At 61.1% G+C, this 18,804-nt stretch carries 6 protein-coding genes; all 6 read right to left on the bottom strand.

The window, feature by feature from the left end:
- Window positions 1-49: 49 nt before the first annotated feature.
- Complete coding sequence (locus RU01_RS22705; protein ID WP_156148762.1) at window positions 50-2,365, bottom strand: pentapeptide repeat-containing protein; 2,316 nt, start codon at window positions 2,363-2,365, stop codon at window positions 50-52.
- Window positions 2,366-2,478: 113 nt separating this feature from the next.
- Complete coding sequence (locus RU01_RS02420) at window positions 2,479-4,659, bottom strand: 3'-5' exonuclease (RefSeq protein ID WP_231568570.1); 2,181 nt, start codon at window positions 4,657-4,659, stop codon at window positions 2,479-2,481.
- A gap of 23 nt (window positions 4,660-4,682) precedes the next feature.
- Window positions 4,683-11,087, bottom strand: a complete 6,405-nt coding sequence (locus RU01_RS02415) for a DEAD/DEAH box helicase (RefSeq protein WP_042572919.1) — start codon at window positions 11,085-11,087, stop codon at window positions 4,683-4,685.
- Window positions 11,087-11,869 carry a hypothetical protein gene (locus RU01_RS23030; protein WP_197074667.1) on the bottom strand — a complete coding sequence of 261 codons (783 nt, stop codon included), beginning with the start codon at window positions 11,867-11,869 and terminating at the stop codon, window positions 11,087-11,089. The genes RU01_RS02415 and RU01_RS23030 overlap by 1 nt, the downstream gene beginning before the upstream one ends.
- A 65-nt stretch (window positions 11,870-11,934) precedes the next feature.
- Window positions 11,935-15,816 (bottom strand): DNA methyltransferase, encoded by a 3,882-nt coding sequence (locus tag RU01_RS02405; RefSeq protein WP_042572918.1) that lies wholly within the window; start codon window positions 15,814-15,816, stop codon window positions 11,935-11,937.
- Window positions 15,813-18,665 (bottom strand): helicase-related protein, encoded by a 2,853-nt coding sequence (locus tag RU01_RS02400; RefSeq protein WP_197074666.1) that lies wholly within the window; start codon window positions 18,663-18,665, stop codon window positions 15,813-15,815. Before RU01_RS02400 ends, RU01_RS02405 begins: the two co-directional genes overlap by 4 nt.
- Window positions 18,666-18,804: the final 139 nt, after the last annotated feature.

The raw sequence follows: 18,804 nt of genomic DNA, 5'->3' as shown, positions 1-18,804 counted from the left end.
ACGGGTAGTCGTTCTCCGTTTGTGATAAAAGCAATCTTCGGCGGCGATTCTATCGACGGCGCACGAGACCAGTCATTGCCGCGAGACCGATTGCAGCAAACACCCATGCCGCTATGCGGAGCAACGCGAGAAAAATGCCGAGCAGAACCGCCCACTGGCCTGAACCCGCTAAGGTCCATTCTGGCCGGACGGCGCCAGATGCGGTCGGAAGCAAATTTTGGAGGGTGAAATTGAGCGTACTGAAGCAGGGCGTACCACCACCATCACCTCGGCACAGATCATTGGCACTCCGTCCAGATGACTGATTCACCGCTACCACTTTTGCCTTATTTGTCCAAATAAGTAAGCCAGCAAGCGTTATCGACCCGAGGAGCCAAAGAGATGGACGTGCTGGCATATAGCCATACCCAGTGACAGCTGCGTAGGAAAGTCTTAAGATCTTGGTCCGACCAAACGCCATCCGCCTGGTTATCTGACGCTCGACGTGCAACCTCATATGTCTTGCTTGGTCAGGATGGCCAATTCGCTCGTAAACATCGGCAACCTCGAACCAAGGCTGCGGTATGAACTCGACATAATCTGGCGACCTTTCGGGGTCGCGGTAAATTTTCTCAAGATAACCGCGTGCTTCTTTCCAATCACGACGAACCCCACCCCGAATGTCGGAAACGCGCCAACCCGCAGCAGAGATGGTGGCGTGCTCGAATGCGGGGTGCCACCAGTCCGTCGACCCTTCGTCTAAACGTGGCAGCTGGAGAGCATCGATAGACGAGAGATCGAGATGTAGATTACCTGTGATTTTTTCGGGTCTCAAAATGAGGCTGCCGATTTGGGCTCCTTCGAGATTCAGAGCGTCAGCACCTAGGTTCTGCAAGATCGAATCTTCGAACTCTAGCCGGCCTCGGATACTTATGTTGATGGCCCGGATCTCACCCCTTACGAGAGTTCGATGCAGGTACACCCCTCCGTCGATGCGACCACCGCTGATATTTAGCGCGCACTCTCGGTCGTCCTGGTCTCCATCAATGAAGGAAATAAGCGACGAATCAACGATCCGACAACACTTGAGCAAACTATCCGAAAACGTCAACTCACCGCCTATTCGGACACCAATTGCATTTACTTGACCCGACACACTGGATCCTCGGGCGACCAAATCGCCCGTAATTGATGTAGCATTCAAGGAAAGGGCAATTCCAAATTCACTAGCCAAGATTGCATCACTCAGATCAACGAAATTCGCAACGTTGGCGCCGTCGAGAACCAGGACGGCGCTTCCGTTACTGTTCCCAAGTCTCGCCTTCTTCATATCCAGGTGGCCGCTGACCGATGCGCTCTTAATCGCGATTTCCCCAAAGGCCGTCAAATTAGACATTTCTATATTCAGCATCCGGACTCCTTTCAAACTGAGCGCTGGTCCAGTCCTGTTGGAGAGATGTCCTCTATTCATCTCTAGACTGCCCTTTGAAGACAGCCCGTCTGCCGAGAAGCCACCGATGGCAATAAGATCATCGGCGGCTATTCCTGAAGTGATGTCTGCACTATCTAAACAAAGCGCATATTCAGAATGCGATCGTATTTCAGCGTGTTCCAAACTAATCTGACCAGACACCTTCAGACCCTGCCCTCGTAGCCCGCCCAGGATGAACGAGTGCACGGCAAAGATGCTACCGTCGATGTTCGCCCCGTCGAGATTCAGAGCCGAACCTCGGGCGGCATAAAGACGAGCACCGCAGATATTGAATTGGTCGGCGAGCTTCGTCCCGACGGCGCGGAACGCAGCACTTGTAAGCAGACCCTCCGCGAAGACCCCTAAGTCAATATGGGCTGAATCTAATACAACCGCATTATCGCAATCAGTGCCGTCAATTGCAACTTGACTCAGGTTCAGTTGGCCCTCGATTCGCGTACCCGCAGCACTGAGTTGTCCTCGGATCACACTCGCCGATAAGAGCAAACCGCCCTGAATGTTCGCAGCGTCCACCACAAGCCCGGGCAAATTGCAATTTTTGAAGGCGATAGTCGCCAGCTTGGCATCCCGCAACTTTACAACCGAATCGAAACGGCAGCCTTCGAACTCAACTCGATGTAAGAATGAGACACGGTTCCAGTTCGCGGCACCGGTGATAGATGCTCCGCTGATGCAAATGCCGTTTGGGTCACACACACCGACGGGGTAGTTCTGCGTGAAGACTCTTCTTATAGCATTTGCCGGGATAGCCGGTAACGTCGACTGTCTTCCCAACTCTCGTGCTCGACCGCATTCATTCCTGCCTTCTGGGAACAGGTTCAAAACGCCTCCTGCTGCGAGCGCATCGGTTAGTCGACTAACCCAAACATCTTCGTCTACCAGCGTTGCGTGCATGTTTAAATCTTTCTGTGCGCAGCAATTGGGAGTCGCCCGAATTTAGTTGCTCATAGTTGCGCAACGGCGAGTCGATTCGAACAAGCTTTGAGAGAACAGACAATTACCGCGAGTCACAGGGCGTTGCCACTCGGCACCAACGCGCTCCTCTCCCCCACCCACATGACCGACAACTGGTCCCTCGCCCTCGTAGCGGCGACGTACACCAGTGACCTCTCCCGCTGCAGCGCATCACCGCGATCCCCCTCTGGGAGTTGGGCGATGATGTAGTCCCTGGGCATGGCGTTGGCGCTCACACCCACGAGGATGACGTTGGCGAACTCCATCCCCTTCGCCCGGTACATGGTCATCGCCTGCACTCCACCCGAGGATGACTTACTCGTGTTGTCGACAAAGCTGGCCGTGACCCCGCGCTCCCCGAGCGCACGTGGCAGTGCCGACGCTTCCTTGTTCGCCGGCGCAAGCAAACCTATCGATGCCGTTTGCCCGCCTCCCCACGCCAACACTTGCTCGGCGACCTTGTCGTAGAGGTCGGACAGATTCGCCGCCTGCACCGTCGAGGGCGTCGGGCCTGTGCGTGCTGAGCGATAGCCCACGGAGTCTTCCGAGTCCCCCTCGAGACCGACGAAGTCGTCGCCGGTGAGAACGCTGAGGGCGTAGTGCAGGTTTTGCTGAGTCGTCCGGTAGTTGAGAGTCAGCCGTCGCGAGCGACCCACAATATTGATTCCGAGCTGCTTCAAGACGATCTTCTGGCCATAGATGCGCTGGTGTGCATCCTCGGCGAAGAAAAGATCATCGGGGCCCAGTGGGGCGAGCGCCCGCAGAAGCTGGAATCGGCTCGGTGTTAGGTCCTGCGCTTCGTCGACTATGACGTGATCAACGGGCCCCCTGGTCACCGGGGTCACCACCTCCGCCGCCAGCGCGGCCTTCTCCTCGAAGTCAGCGTATCCGGCTGCCGCGGCGGCCGAACGATAGCTCTCGACGACGTCCCACACCGCGTTGCGACGTGCGCGGTTGAGCGACACACCGCGCCCAGCGCGACGCACACGGAGGTACTCTCCCCGGTCGATAATGCGATTCGGCAGCACGACCAGGCTGTACTCCGTCTCGAAGAACGAGGGGACACTCAACTCGGGTGGGAGATCGACTCCGCCGACGACGATCGCATTCTTCCACGCATCATCGACGCGCCGGCCGAAAAGCTCCGAAGTCCTGGGCCCCAACACCCGTGCCACCGGACCCGGGTGAGCTGGATTCCCGTCGAGGTCAGTCTTGTAACGGTGCAGAATGCGCGCGGCAATGCTGTCGACGCTCGCGATGAACACTCCCGGCTGCCCGACGTCCCCGGCCAGGGTGAGAGTCGGATCGAGTAGCTTCATCTGCTCGACGAGACTGTCGGCAAGTGTTCGGTTGAAGGTCGTCAACACGATCCGCGCTGTGGGATCACGTCGAGCGAGAAACCTCGCGCGGTGAAGCAGCACCACCGTCTTTCCCGTTCCAGCGCCTCCGGTCAGACGGAAGGGGCCGGTCTGCCCCTTCTCTACCCACACCCGCTGTTCAGGGTGCAAGAACACTCTCCATGCGGCGAAGTCCGCAGCCTCGATCGCAGCACGCAATTCGTCATTATCCTCGACGAACGCAAATTGCATGCGCGCGGCCGGGTGCTTGAGTGCGGCGATGAGACGCTCGTCTTCGGTCCCCTTCTTGGGAATCTCGAGTCGAAGCGCGTAACGATCTCGAACGTCCGACAGCGCAGTTCCGGTCGCGAGATCGACGAAAGCCTCGCCTTGCCATTTCGCCGGTGCCTTTTGCGCGTACGCGAGGATCTCGTCCTCGTCTCCGATATCCAGAGCACCGTCGGCGAAGGAGCTGTCCATTCCCAGAGCAGTGAGATCCTCGAGCGCGAATCCCCGTGAGCGCAGCGTGCGATCGTCGACTTGTGTGTGCACAGGCGGCGCCGGTACCGCAGCACTTGCCGCCGCAACTCGCTCCGGCTGGTACGAAATCTCGGCGATACCGTTGCGTGGGTTGATAGCCAACCGTCGGGTTCGTGCGATCTCGATCGCTTCGTCGTGAGGGTAGGCACCGACGAACACGAACAGTCGATCGCGGTCGGGATCGGTGATCTCGAAAAGAACAGCACGCCAAAAATTGTCGACGCGACCCGTACGAGCACGAGGGTCGGCCGAGTTTGCCATCGGCTCAATGTGCAAGCCGGACGATGCGTGCGATTGCATCAGTTTCTGGAGGAAGGCAAACACCTTTCTCTGCACACTGCCGTCGATGTTGTTCATGTCGCCCAGGACGATTTGCGGCATTAGCTGCTCCCATTCGTTACGGCGTCGAGTGCGGCCGCGGCAATTTCGGCGTCAGGCAAGACGATGGTCCAACCGGCATCCGTTAGTTCCTGCCGGTCGCGGTCATTGAGGTCGAAGTCGCTTGCAATGTGCTGTTTCGGCCAGGAGATCTCGATGGGTAGCCCATCCACTTCCTCGCCGACCACCGGTACGGGAACACCAGCCGCGGCGAGTGCCAGCACAAAGGACTTGGCGACGTCGGTGACCTCGTCAAACACTTCTTGCCACGCCGCATCCAACCCGGTGGCCGCCACGGTCTCGGCAGTTGTGTCATCGACACCGATCGTCATCGACGCCGACGCGAGGTGGCGGCGCGAGCTGAGGACGGCAGCTCTGGTCCGCAGCTGCAGCAGGTTCGACCACAGCAACCATTCGCGCCAGGCATCGACCGAGCTGTCGCCCAGAACCTCCTCGCTGTCATCGAGAACGACGGCAATTTCCGACTCCTGATGTCCGCCTGCTGGGATACGAATCGCCACCGCCAGTGTTGCCGACCGCCAGACGAACGTGTCACCGTCCGCATGGGTGACTGCTCCGCCGTCGAGCGCGGCCAGCGCCAGCTGGGCGGGCGACCCTCCGCCCGACCGAACGGCCGTCGCCGCCACGGCACCGACGGCGAGAATCGGAAGATGCTGCGCGAGTGCCCGCCTTGGTGCAGGGGTGGGGTTCTGGACCCAGGCGATGAGCAAATCGAGCGCGGTGCCGAACACCAGGTCGAGAGAGCTCTTCGACAGGGTGTCGCCCGCGATGCGCAGGACCCCCGGGACGAGTTCACGACGCAGCGCACCGCTGACCACGGAGTTGTCTTGCAAATCTTGATGGGTAACCGCTACGACCTGATACCCACCGTCGCGAAGATTACGACGCTTTTCGGCGTCGTCGGCAATGCGGTTGTGTGTGGCGGTGGCGTGCCAGCGTCGTCCGTCGGTGAAGATCGCCGTCGGCGGGACACCGGGGTTGGCGGATGTCAGGAGAAAGTCCGGCTTGGATCCGAGCACATTCTCCTGGGGGCGAAGTGTCCACCGGTTGCCGGGGCCAAGCGAAATTGTGAGAACGATGCCGCGATCCGACGGCGTCTGCGACACATTGGCGCCCAGGGCGTCGAGGCGCCGGGCGAATTCGGTACGGAACCTGCGTTCAAGCGCAGATTCGGGATCATCGTCGGCCGGTTCGTCATCGACTATCACCCACGGCATTGCCGCGGGTAGAGCTGCGTCGTCGTCCGGTGTCAGTTCACGGCCGGCGAGCAGCGTTCTGAGATGTCGCTCGGCAGCGCTGCGCGAGGTGTAGCGCACCTCCGACGGGGCTGCGAACGGCAGCAGGCACTTTTCACACGCCAGCTTGCCATCACCCGCGCAAGGACACGTGGCAACGACCTCGTGCGCCAACCGCAGCACGTTCCAGATGTTCTCGGGGCGGGCGAGGTCTGCCAGATATCCGGTCCCGCCGGGTACGACGTCGTGCAAAAGCAACCCGGGAACGACAGAGCCGGACGTGGTTGGATCCTGCGCGACCACCACCTGCAGATGGTCGGGTTCGCCGCCGATGCGTTCACGCAACCCAACAAGCAAGGCCGCGGAGAGCGACGGCACCGCGAACGAGTCACCCCAGGTGATCGACGGCGGAAGCCGCAGGACGATGCCCTCGGTGGTGAGGGACCGCGCAAGCGCCAGCGTCGTCGTCGACTCCTCTATCGCCTTTCGTAACGAACACCACGGCCGGTGTTCACGCGGATGATTCTGCCGCGTGTCGGTGTCGAGCTTGCCGCACTCCGAGCAGACCCGGAACAAACCGGATTCCACCTCGGATCCGGCCAGTTGGCGCGATGACCCGCCGGTGCGGCTGCTCCCCGTGTTGATCCACCGGATCGTCATGTCACGACGATGGGTAACGCCGAAACCGAGACCGTCGACGAACCACCGCCGTACGTAGCGCGTCGGGTCGATGTCGGCGGCCGTGACAATGCTGTACGGGGTGCGATTGCGCTCATCCCTACTGTCGTCGATCGCGGCCTCGTCCCGGCGGATGACTGCAGACACACTCGTGAGTTCGATGACCGGCAACGTCTGGCCGGTATCGGCGATGGCAGCGCTCCCACATCGCGGACATGTTGTCGGTGCAACCTGGTCGATTTGCAGCTCTGCGATGAATCCACAAGCGGGACAACACGCCCATGTACGAATGGCGTCGTTGTCGACGCCAAGATCCACCGCGTCGATCTCAATGGCGTAACCGCCGGCGTAAAAAGTGGAGCCTGGCGCAAAGTCTCGAAGCGCCTGTGCAGAAGCACGTTTGAGTTCGAAGTCCGTCTGTCGCCATTCTGCGGACGCCGGGTCGATCCAGTGGACGGCGACGGACAAAGTCACCGAGTCGTCGAGGAGTGTGTAGTTGGGTAATAGCCCGAATGTCTCGAGCGCGCTGATCCAGTACTGCGAACGCAGCGAAGCGAGCTGCTTGGAGACGAGACCAGCAGAGACACGCGCCGTGCGGTAGGCAGCCTTGTCCTCCTCCGTCGCAGCAGAATTGCCGGCCTGCTGCCCGAGCTCTTTCATACCCGCGTTGATGGCCTTACTGCGATGGAGCAATGCCTCGACGCGGTGCTTCCAGTCGAAGGACGCTCGGTGACACCGCTTCGCGAGCGGGCTCGTTCCGGGCCCATGCGTTGGTTCCGAGAAAGTGCGAAGGCGCTTTGCGACACCGTCGTCCAGGTCGCGGAACCCCGCGAGAAATTCGTTGATGTAGTCGACGGCGTGTACTTCCGCGTCGAAGATGAGTTGGCCCAGATAAGTCTCCGGACCGGTCGTGCCCAGCACCTCGGAGATGGTGCGCGGGTGGATGCGGTCCGATCGTCGTGCCGAGCGGTCAGCGACCGACGCGAGGAACTGACGACGAAGGATCTCCTCGGCATCGAGATACGTCGCTGGTGGTCTGACCGAGCCATTAATCGTGGTGTCCGGTCTGGCGAACCGCGGGAGCTGGTCACCCCGCGCGGTGACATACGCGAGGGCCAGGGCGTTGCCGGTGAGGCGACCCGCTCGACCTACTCGCTGCACGTAGGACGCCACCGATTTCGGCAGCGATGACAACATCACGGCAGACAGGTCACCTATATCGATGCCCATCTCCAGGGTCGGGGTTGCTACCAGAACGTTCGGAGCATCCGGCTCGGGATCGGATGCTTTGAACTCCGATTCGTACCTCAAACGTGTTTCGTCATCGAGCAACGATGTGTGCTCGCGTGCCACGACGCGTCGAACATCATTGTCCCGATACATCTCCCGGTAGAAATTGTCCTCGATCGAATGCGGTTCGAGAATGCCACTACACCGATCGAGGAAGCAGGGTCCGAGTGCCAGCTGCACAGTTGCGGTTGCCCCGAGCACACTCACATCCCCGCACACCGAGCAGATCAGTGAGGCAAAGTGCGCCGCGATCGCGGCTGCGTCAAGCGGCTTCACAACTACGGAAGTGGGTGCAAGGGCAAAGGTTCGGTTGCCGGTGGCGGTTGAGAGTTCACCGAGAAGTCCGTCACGAGCAAGGCGTTCGACCAGTAATCGCGCGAGACCCGCACCCTCGGCGCGCGGAACGCCAAGATTTTTGGCAGCCCATTGGGCGTGCCAACCGCGCGTTGCGGCCACCGGTTCCAGGTCGGAATCACTGCGCTCTAGTGTGCCGATCAGAGCAAAGCCCGGAGCCGAGCTGCCGCGGCCGAACGCAGGCATCCCCTCGCTGCGAGGTCGCCCTCCCGTCACACGCCAGCGCGCACCGTCCTCGTAACGAAACTTCTCGAACCACACGTGGGCGATTGCTCCGCGAAGCCTCATGTGTTCGAGGACGCCTCGTACCCATCGGACCAGCTGGTCCTCCGACGGTCCATCATTGAATGCTGTCTGTACACCGGCAGATTCGAGAGCTGATCGGCCGGCGGTACGTAGAGCAGCGACGGGAACATCGACTTCGGCGACAGCGGTACCGGTACGGCTCAGTGTGCGGCCAACTGTAGATCGCAGTCCGAACTCAAGCGACAAGTCGAGCAGCAGTCGCTTGGTCACCCGTGCCCTCGACTCCCCCACCTGGCTGAGCTTTGGGCGCGTCCAGAACTTCTTGAACTCATCGCGGTCCGCGAGATCGGGCGGTAAAAGCCGGTAGCGGGCATGCTTGTCGTCACCGGCATCAGAAATCATGGTCTGCGCTAGCGATTCGAGGTCGATGCCGTCCTCGGGCACTGCCTGTCGGATCAGTGCGCGCAGGGTCAGTGATCGCGACCTTGCTTGGACGAAACCTGCCCGGTGAGCGGCATCTTGCACGCTGTCAGTGAAAACGAGTGCGCGCTTCTCAGCAGAATCGAGTTCTGGCGTGCCGAACATTGTCGACAGCGACACGGAAAGCATTGTGGCGATTGCTGATCCAAGGAAGCGGATTCCGTCCCGTTGCCCGCAGGACGGGCAGACGTCGCGCACAGCGCTCGTTCCGGCGTCCGCGCTGAGGTCGACGAGCACCGGGACTGCCCCGCCCTCGGCGAGAGTCCCGATGTCGGGGCGCGTCGTGACAATCCGGCGCTCGGGGCTAACGAGCCACGCCAGGCGTGCTGCGTCACCGGGCTCCGCTGCCGAAACTTTGGTGTCGGTGGCGAGGTCGCCTTCGGCCGGGGCATGGATGAGTGCGCGGAAGCGATCGTCGTTGGCCGCCCGGCGTCGACGGATCGTCGCCTCGTCAGTATCGAGGTCAGTTCCGGTCGGGGCGAGAACGACGCCCCATCCGGATCGGTTGCAGAGGCGGCAGTACACGGCGGGAAGCGAAAGCGCAATGTCCTGAGCACCGTCAAGCGCGTCGATCTGAATACCGTCGTCACCCCACGTGAAGGACGGGGAATCCGAGACTGCCCTATCGAGACGCGTGAGCTCACGAATCCAGAGATGGACGTCGACCGAGACTGCGTCTCGATTCGGTCCGTCGGCACGGACGTGACTGAGCGCAGTGATCAACGCGCCCAGCGCCGCCCGGCGTTGTGTGGGTTCGATACCAGACGGGTTCCGCCCGGTGCGATTTTTGGGGGTGATACCGAATGTATATGTCCCGTCGTCGGGCGTGAAGAGATCGGACTCTGCGAGATCGGCGACGGAGACTGCTGTCGTGCATGCGCCGACAAGTCGACACACCAGAGGATGGGCGCGCATGATCGCCAACTGATCGGACCGAACCTCGGCGCTGTCTATGCCGAGAGCTACACCAGTCAGAGCGCGACACACCAGTTCGGTGATCTCTGCTGGATCACGACTCGAGGCGGCTTCGGCAAGTGCGGCGACGAGGTCCTCGTCGATCACCGCGAGCGAAGACGATGCGGTGTCCAGCTCACTTGAAGCACCGCCCCGTCGCCACTCGTCCAACGAGAGCCGTGACTCGGTGATCACGGCATCATCGGTGAATTGCTGCCCGAAGACGGTTCGCGCGAAGTCCAACATCGCCGACGGATCGTTGCCGTCTCCGAGAGTTGCCGATGTGGCGATCGGAGTGATCATCCCCAGCGGATTCGATTGACTGTCCAACGAAGCGTCAGCGTCGTCACCCCTAATAGCGCGGAGGGTCATGCCGAGCCGGCGGAGGAGCATCGACACGTCGGTGCCTTGCGCGCCGTCATAAGTGTGAAACTCGTCGAGCACGAGGTACTGCAGGCTGTGGGCGCTTTGTTGCCACAACCCCGCGTCGGCGCTGCGGAGCAGTAGCTGGTCGAGCATCTTGTAGTTGGTCAGCAGGATGTCCGGGGCGACGCTGCGTATGACGTCGCGGTCGGTGATCAGTCCATCTGCTGAAACCATGGTGCGCTTGTCGCCAGCCTCACCGGTGTAGAGAGCGGCGGTGACTCCGGCCAGTGCGGTGTGGCCGGCGATGGTTCGAGCGAGGCGACCTGCTTGATCGTTGGCGAGCGCGTTCATCGGATAGAGGATGATCGCTTTGGTGCCGGTAATGCCACGACGCTTCGCCCGCTGAACGTGATCGAGAATCGGGTTCAGGAACGCTTCGGTCTTGCCCGAGCCGGTGCCCGTGGTGACGAGCGTCGGCCGGGGTTGAACCTCTTCGCCGTCCGGCCCGTACGAGCTGAGCCGTTCGAACGCCGCGGCTTGGTGTCCGTAGGGCGGGAAGCCTTCGTACCATTCGAGAGTTTCGCGCCAGCCCTCAGCGGCGGGCCGGAAAGGAAGCCTCAGCCGGAGATAGGGTCCGCGGAACATGCCGTTTGACCGGTCGGATAAAAAGTCGTCGAGAATTCGCCGAGCGTCGGGATCAGATAACGCGAATGTCGTTCCAAGATAATCGATCAGGCTTGCAGCGATCCGGTCGGCTTGCGCGAGCGGCAGTAACTCCGCCATCAACGACCCTCGGCGTTGATGGACTTCCAAGACTCGGGCGACGTCCCACCAACGATGCCGAAGCGACGCTCGAATTCCGCGTAGGCCTCTCGCATGTCGTTCTCCCGGTCCAGGAACTGGAAGGGCAGCTCGTACACGTAGGTATTGCCTGACGCGTTCGCGGCGGTCCGCTGATCGACGGTCAAAGAATCACCCCTTTTGCGCCACTCGACAAGCACAGACTGCGGGACCAGACGACCGTTCGAATCGTAAAGGTACGTCTTCCGGTCATAGCCGTACAGGACTGGAAATTGGGTACGATATATGGTGCAAAGCTCATCGGCCGTCAGGCCGAAACCCAGAGCAACAAGTGCGTCTATTTCTATATGAGCCTGACGACGGTCACGCGAAACGCGGAGTGGCGTGTCCGTCGACCATGCTGAAGCGGCAGTAACCGGAATCGAACCTATTGACATTTCGTTCCAATCCGTACGAAATACGTCTGCCCAAATCGCAGAATAGGCCTCAGTGATAACACTCAATAAAAGAAATCGAACTCGAAGTTCTCTACGAATTCTCCAGTTAGTTACCATCGGCAGCCGTGCAATCACAGATCCACGAATATCGTTCTTCGGTGCGCTCCGGATTAAGAAATCGATCGTCAACGACGATAGGACGGCCCCAACTTCAAGCAAGGATTCGCCGCTCTCGGGAACGGCCAGGCTTGATATGCCGTCTACGTGTGCCACCGATGGTGGAATCAGCGCTGGAATTAGAGTTCTCTCACCAGTGTTGCCTGCCATTCGACGCCATGCGACTCGATAGCAATCTCGAGCCCCGACTGCAAGCAGCAACCCATCCTTACTGGTCACATCCCAGGAGGTATAAGCAGCGTCGTACCGCGCCCTGCTTCCTGCAGGCTTGTACGAGGTGTCGGCAGCCAATTAGCAGATAACATCTCCAGGTTTACTGGCGTCCAGTCTTGCTGGTGCAACATTGTCGAGTTCGGCGACTTGTAAGCAGGATTCCCGACATAGATGTGGGGGCCCTGAAGGATGACATCCTCCAACGAATTCGGCACGCCCCAACTCGATTCGAAATACCCCTTGGTACGGTCGTTCTTCTCATGCCAGCCGGCGGAGAAAAATAAGCCCAATTTGTCGATCCGCGGAGCGGCTGCAAGCTTTTCAAGGACGGCAGCAGAAGAAGCGTTCACCGAGTAGACCATGCGCGTCTGGCGCGAAGGCACATCGGGCGCTTCGAGCACGTTCTTCCAAGATTCCAAGATCAAGTCATCCACTTCAATGATCCGACCCGAATGAGGTCGAAGATCCCAGTTGCCATCTGGATCTTTTATTCCCGTCTCCGGACCTAAACCGTCATGGTTCATTGATCGAAGAACGGTCTCTGGTTGATACATTGAAGATGCCGATAAAAATTTGACATCACGTGGTGTTCCATAAACATTGACACCGAAACTTTTTTGGTGCTGAATTTCAAATAGATTCAGTTCATTTACAAAATTCCAGTGACGACGAAGCCGTTTAAATGTTGCTTCACGCAGTAACCCCGCCTTTTCGTCGGTAAAATGAGATTCCAAATGAATCAAAGCCGATATTCCCTTTGGAGATTTGAGGGCCCAAACGCGCTCCATGAAGCATCGGTATAAATCTGGTTGCAATCCTTCTAGGTGGTGATACTGTCGACGGTCCCCTAGAATGGCCGCGACGGCAGCTACTTCGGACGTGCCAGCGACTGCAAGATCTCGTATCCTCGGTTCTTCTAGCACAGTCACGCGACGCGCTTTATACTCAGCCTGAGTTGCTTTCGTGGCGAGCGAGAACCAGGGATCACCCTCTGAAAGAAGCGCATCGACATCCGACCGCGGTCGGACCCACGGAGGGTTGCCAACCTGGAGGTCAAACCCACCTCGCCGAAACACGGACGCAAAATCTAGCTCCCAATGAAAAAAGCCTTGTCGCAGGGCGACTCGCTCAGCGACGGCCAGCCACGGTCGATCCGTCCGGACGTCTGCAACGGGCCGTGCTCCGGACAGCGTGCGGTCGAAACCCTCGGCTGTGTCGAGGTCGTACCAGGTACGGATGTCAAAGAGATTCATTTGGCCGTCGCGCTTCTCGCGAGCGGTCTTGGCGACGGGGGTTCCGAGAAGCTCGGTCAGCGTGTCGATCCAGTCCGCCATCGTCGGCGGCGCAACAACTACCCCGTCAACGGTCGCGTCACTGTCCACGAGCGGCCAAAACCACAGCGCGCACCACCCGTCCATCACGCGACGTAGCCGCCGGTACGCGCCATCGGGGTCAGCAAGACTCGCTTCGATCACCGCACGGGTCACTACCGGCCCTGCCGGATGCTCGGCGGGTTCCGCACCCCACAGATGCAGGTCGCGGGCTACTTGGGCCTCGGCGATCTCGAACCGCCGGGTCGCCAACAACCACAACGTCTCGACGCGCGCGGCCAGCCCTACCAGCGTGGTCACCTGCTTGGCAGAGGGAGCGGTCCGCAAAGTCCTCTGCCACGCTTTCACGCGGGCAAGTTGCTCGGGAGCGAGTTCCTTGGCATCCTTCGCTGCCGTCGTGGACCCCCACCCACTGGTCGGCACGAGGAAATGGTGAATCCCGTTCTTGGGGAACGTAATTTGCTCACCCGGCATGACATAAGCCAGGCCGATCTCGACGGGAGTGGCGTCCAGCCACCCGCGCGATCGCAACTCGGCACCGGGAATCAAGGCCCGACGCGCACCGATTAGCGAGTTACCCCGCCGCAGTCTTAGCCCGAACCAGGGTGCTTCGAGATCGCGGACCATGGTGTCCAGCCACATCGAGATTTCTGCGAACTCGACGGCCGTGGCATTCAGATCCACGCCGTACACCTGATGAAGTGCGATAGACGCTTTAACCTTCTGCAGCTCGATCGGATACTTCTCGGGGTCGATTTTCTCCCCCAGCTCGCGCTCTCGCCGCACCAAGTACTCGCGCGCGAGTTGGCGTACGGCTTCGATAGCGAATGCACCCGATCCGAGCGCCGGCTCACACACCGTCAACGCGAGAATGTCAGCAGAGGACGTGGTTTCACCGTCTTGATCCAGTAGCTCCGCGAGCGCCTGTCCCACCGTGAACCGGGTGAGTACTTCCGGGGTGTAGTAAGACGCGGACTGCTGCCGCTCGCGGCCGGCGAGACGGAACACGAAGGTCCCCCGCTCATGGCGCACGGGAACCAACTCTCCCGAATGTTCGTCTATGACACGGACGTAGTCCTCGGGTGACACACCGTCGATGCGCCGCTCGGGTACCACCCAGGTGCCCTTGGACGGGTCGCCGTTCTTTGCCACCTCGTACAGCGTTTCTTCGGCGAGGAACCCTGAGTAGCTCATCAAGCCCTCGTAGACAGCACCGAGTTGGTTGATTCCGAGTTCCGCGTAGGAGATGAACCCACGGTCCCGACCCTTGACTTCCTTGCTCAGCAGCAGGTGGCGAAGTACGCGCTGCATCGCCGCGTTTCCCAGCCCGACCTCGTCAATGAGTGGAATCGCGCTGTCCGCGAACAGGTCCGCCTCCAGCCGGCGGAACACCAACCCTTCGGCCAGGCTCGCCGCCTCGCTACCGCCGTCGTATCCCTGATCGACCCTGCGGCACAGCAGGCCCAAGGAATCGAACAGGTGCGTACCGCGTTCCGCGCGTGGAGTCACCAGGTCGACGAGAAGGAGCTCGCGTAGCCGGTCGAGGCTGTAGCCGGCCGAATACGTCGGGTCACCGACCGGGAGAACGCCCAGCTCCGGTTTTGCCTCCGCATAGAGCAGGAACAGCACCCGATACAGCAGACGCAACGACTGGCTTCCCAGATTGCGCGCTTCTACCGACGTGAGCTGGTCGAAGCCGGCGTTGCGGCGCCTCGCCACCACGTCGTTGGCGATGATCTCGATGGACAGTCGCACGCCCTCTCGGAGATCCTTCGACACACCGACCGTGTGTTTGGCGGATTCCTCGATGACCGAGGCCCACCAGAGATCGCCCTCGGCGTTGGGGGCCAGCCCATCAGCGGACAGGCATGCCAGCGCACGGTCCGTTTCACCGCCGCGTTTGTCGTCGGCGCGCTCGGCGACGAGGCGAATATCGACTGCCAGATAGCGACCTTCCGGCCAACGCCCGCGAGCGGTCAGCAGCGCCGTCGAACCAGCGAGAACGAGGACGAACTGGGGTCCGTCGTCGTCCGTCACCAGATTCGAGATCGTCTTCGCCACCGAGTGCAGCGTCTCCGACTCGTCGATGTTCGGACGGAACGGCGTCAGCAAACTTTTCTCGTCGCGGGCGAGCAGCTGCTCTACAGACAGGTTCGCGGCGGCTTCGACGATGGCCAGGGGCGCCGGCCCGGCGAGGCCGCGCGCCTTCACCGTGAGAACCGGGCCACGTTCGGTGTCGGTGGCACCGACGCGATCGACTTCGAACTGCGACCCACCCGTGTATCCGAGCGCGTCCAAGATGGTGCCGTAGAGGGATGCAACAACCGACCGGTCCGAGTTCTCCCCGAGCTGAAGCATGGTCCGCAACAACGCGGCGCGTTGCTCGACGAATCGGGTGCGCGGTGTCGCGTGGCCTTCGTCTCGGACGGTATCCCATTCCTTGCGCACGGATAGGACTTTGGCGTGGAACGACTGCGAGGTGGCGTCGGTGGTGAAGTAGTGCTCGCTGACGAATTCTTCTCCGAGAACGAATGCATCTGTAGCCGAACTCATCTCGCGGCCTCCTCAGCAGTGGTGTACGCGGAGACGTCGTCGCCAACGGGGACAACGACGAGCAGCGGACGTACCAGACGCCGATCCGGATTCATACTCGCCGCAGTTACTTTCTCGCGCTCGACCGCGTCGGCGCGAGCTATGAGATCGCCGAACGTCTTCGCGGCACTACGCTCACGCTCCCATCGATCAGTCCGGGCCATCCAGTCGTCCATTCGTGCACGAGTGTCGGCGACGATCGCGTCGGACTGCAACTGCGCCGCTGCGTCGGCGCCTCGCACCGCGGCAGCGACCAAGGGTTGCAGAGCCGCGACACCGTCGAGGTCACCCGCATTGATGTCGGCAATGTTCAGCGCGGCAATCACGCCGGCAAACGACGGATAAGGCGTGATCATCGCGGCCTCCGGCGCACCGACATCACTGAACCCGACGGTGTACCACGAGGCACCCACCACCTGGCCGCGGGTGTTGGTCTGTGTGCTCTGCACCAGAACGGTCGGCCACGGCACGCCGCCGCGCACCGCTAAGATGCTCCGACGGCCCAGCTCGGCGAGCACCCGATCCGACGCCCAGTCGAGCACGGGATGCAGAGGTGCGAGATAGTGCGCTTCCGGCCACGCGGACGACGATGCTCCCGACCTGGCGGCCACCAGCTCCTGCTCGCCCTTCAACGTGGTCAGCGCGAGGACGAATCGCTCGTCGATGCGCCGCGCTTTCAGATACGACTGCGGCAGTACTTTCAACCGCTGCGCTAGGTCGCGCGGCGGAACCAGACTCGCCAGGCTCCCCTGGTGACGAGTCCACGCAACACCGCTCGGAGGAGGCTTACCGGGGGTACCGAGCACCTGATCCAGAGCGGCCGAGAGGAAGTCGACATCGGTGTCGTAGAGCCCCGAAGCACCGTCGACAGTGGTCGTCACAGGTACCTGCTCCTCGGTCTCGGTGGCTGCGCCCTGTGCGAGCTGGGCGAGAAGTCCTTCGATCCCGCCGCCGGTAGCAATGTCGTCGACGGACTTCACCACCTCGTCCAGCGTCGACTCCCCTGCCAGGACTTTGCGAATCGCTTCTTCCTCGGCCTTCACGTCATATGTCCCCATCAGAGACGACGATTCGCCGAGCGCTCGGTGCGCCTCATGCTCACGCTCGACCAGCCGGGTCAGTACGCGCAGGTCTCCGGAGAAGCGCGGAGTCGACGGGGTGAGAAGCAGCGTCACGATTTGTGGACGCTCACGCTGGCCGAACCGATCGATGCGGCCGTTGCGCTGCTCGATTCGGATCAAGCTCCACGGAATGTCGTAATGCGCCAGGTGGTGGCACTGCGCATGAAGATTCACACCCTCCGATGCCACGTCGCCGGTCACCAGGATCCGCACCGGCGACGAAGCGAGCTTGAACGACTCCACCACGCGTTGCTGGTCGACGTCGCTGAGGCCGCCGTGCAGCACTGTCACCTGACCTACCTCGTCACCCAAGGACGCGGTCATTCGCAAGTCTGTCGCAAGTGCGTCATGTAGTGCTGTCAAGGTGGCTACCCGCTCGGCGAACACCACCACCCGCGTCTCCGAGGCCGCCGATACACCGATCTCCCTCAGGTGCACAAGGAGTGCCTGGTACTTGGCAGACTGCCGAATGGTTTGCTGGGCAGTCAGTTCGAGAAGACTGTCCAGTGCCCTCGCCTCCCGCTTCTCCGCCGCATCGTCCATGTTCATCCGGCGACGACGCTGGGTCAAAGACTGTATCAGCGCCTCGGGCGACGACAAGTAAGCCTTCGCGAGCACCCAGGGGAACAGCCGTGATGTGCTCGACGAGGGTGACCCACCGGCTCCTGGCCACAGCCACACGTCTTCGAGCTCACGCGCCACTGCATCCTCTGCCGCCGTGGCCGGAACAGTGATGTTGCGAGGTGGTTGACGTTCGGCCCAATCGGACCCGACCTCACCTGCCACGTCGGGGTGGTGACGGTGTCGTCGAATCACCAGCCGCGCAACTTGGTCCAGATCGAGCTCGCCCGACGGCAGCACCGCACTCGGGTCCAACATCCGCACCAGTTCAGCGAACGACTCTTCACGCCCGTTGTGCGGAGTAGCCGACGCCAGGATGAGAGCGTCGGTTTTCGACGCAAGGAGGCGCGCCAAGCGGTTATTCTGCGCAGCGGTGTTGGTGACGTTGTGCGATTCGTCGATCACCACCGCGTCCCACTCCTGCTTGCGCAAGTGGTCGAGATAGCGATCGCTCTTGAGGGTGTCGATCGAGATGATGACGCGCTTGTAGTACGTGAACGGGTTCCGCGTCGCCGGCAATATCTGTCGAATCCGCTGAATCCCCGCCGAGTCGAGACGCACGAACGGCAACGCGAAGCGTGTCCACAGCTCCATCTGCATCTGCTCGAGCACATGCTTCGGAGTGACAACGAGGATGCGATCACCGCGGCCGCGGCGCACCAGCTCGGACAGGATCATCCCGATCTCGAGGGTCTTACCCAGCCCAACCGCATCGGCAAGCAGGATTCGCGGCCGGAGCTTGTCCGGGTGCAGAGCCTGGCGAACCGCCTTGTACTGGTACTCGAGTGGGCGAGCGACACCGCGATGAGCAGTGGTCAGGCCGGGCTCGGAAATCGGCACCGGAGTCTTGCGCACCATCGCGTCCAACCACAGCCGCGCACTACGGAAGCGCTCCGATGTATCGGCCTCGATGGTGACAGCGGTGGGCTCGACTTCGACGATGTCGTCCAACCCCGTCGCAAAACGGGCCGACGTATCGCGGACCAACTCGCTGAGACCGATGACATCGACGACGAACCCGTCTGAGACGGACTCGACCTTGGTGACCAGCCACTCCTCGTCTCGCACCTCGACGATCGAACCGGGTGCTGCGGTGAAAGGAGATCGAGTTACCGAGGCAGACGTCACCCGGCTGATCCTGTCATCACCGTGTCGAAATAGGTACGGCGGTACGGTTCCATTCACTCACCGTAGCGGCCGCCGTCAA

This window comes from Rhodococcus sp. MEB064, assembly GCF_000834565.1.
GTDB lineage: Bacteria > Actinomycetota > Actinomycetes > Mycobacteriales > Mycobacteriaceae > Rhodococcoides.
This window is presented reverse-complemented; position numbering and strand designations above follow the sequence as displayed.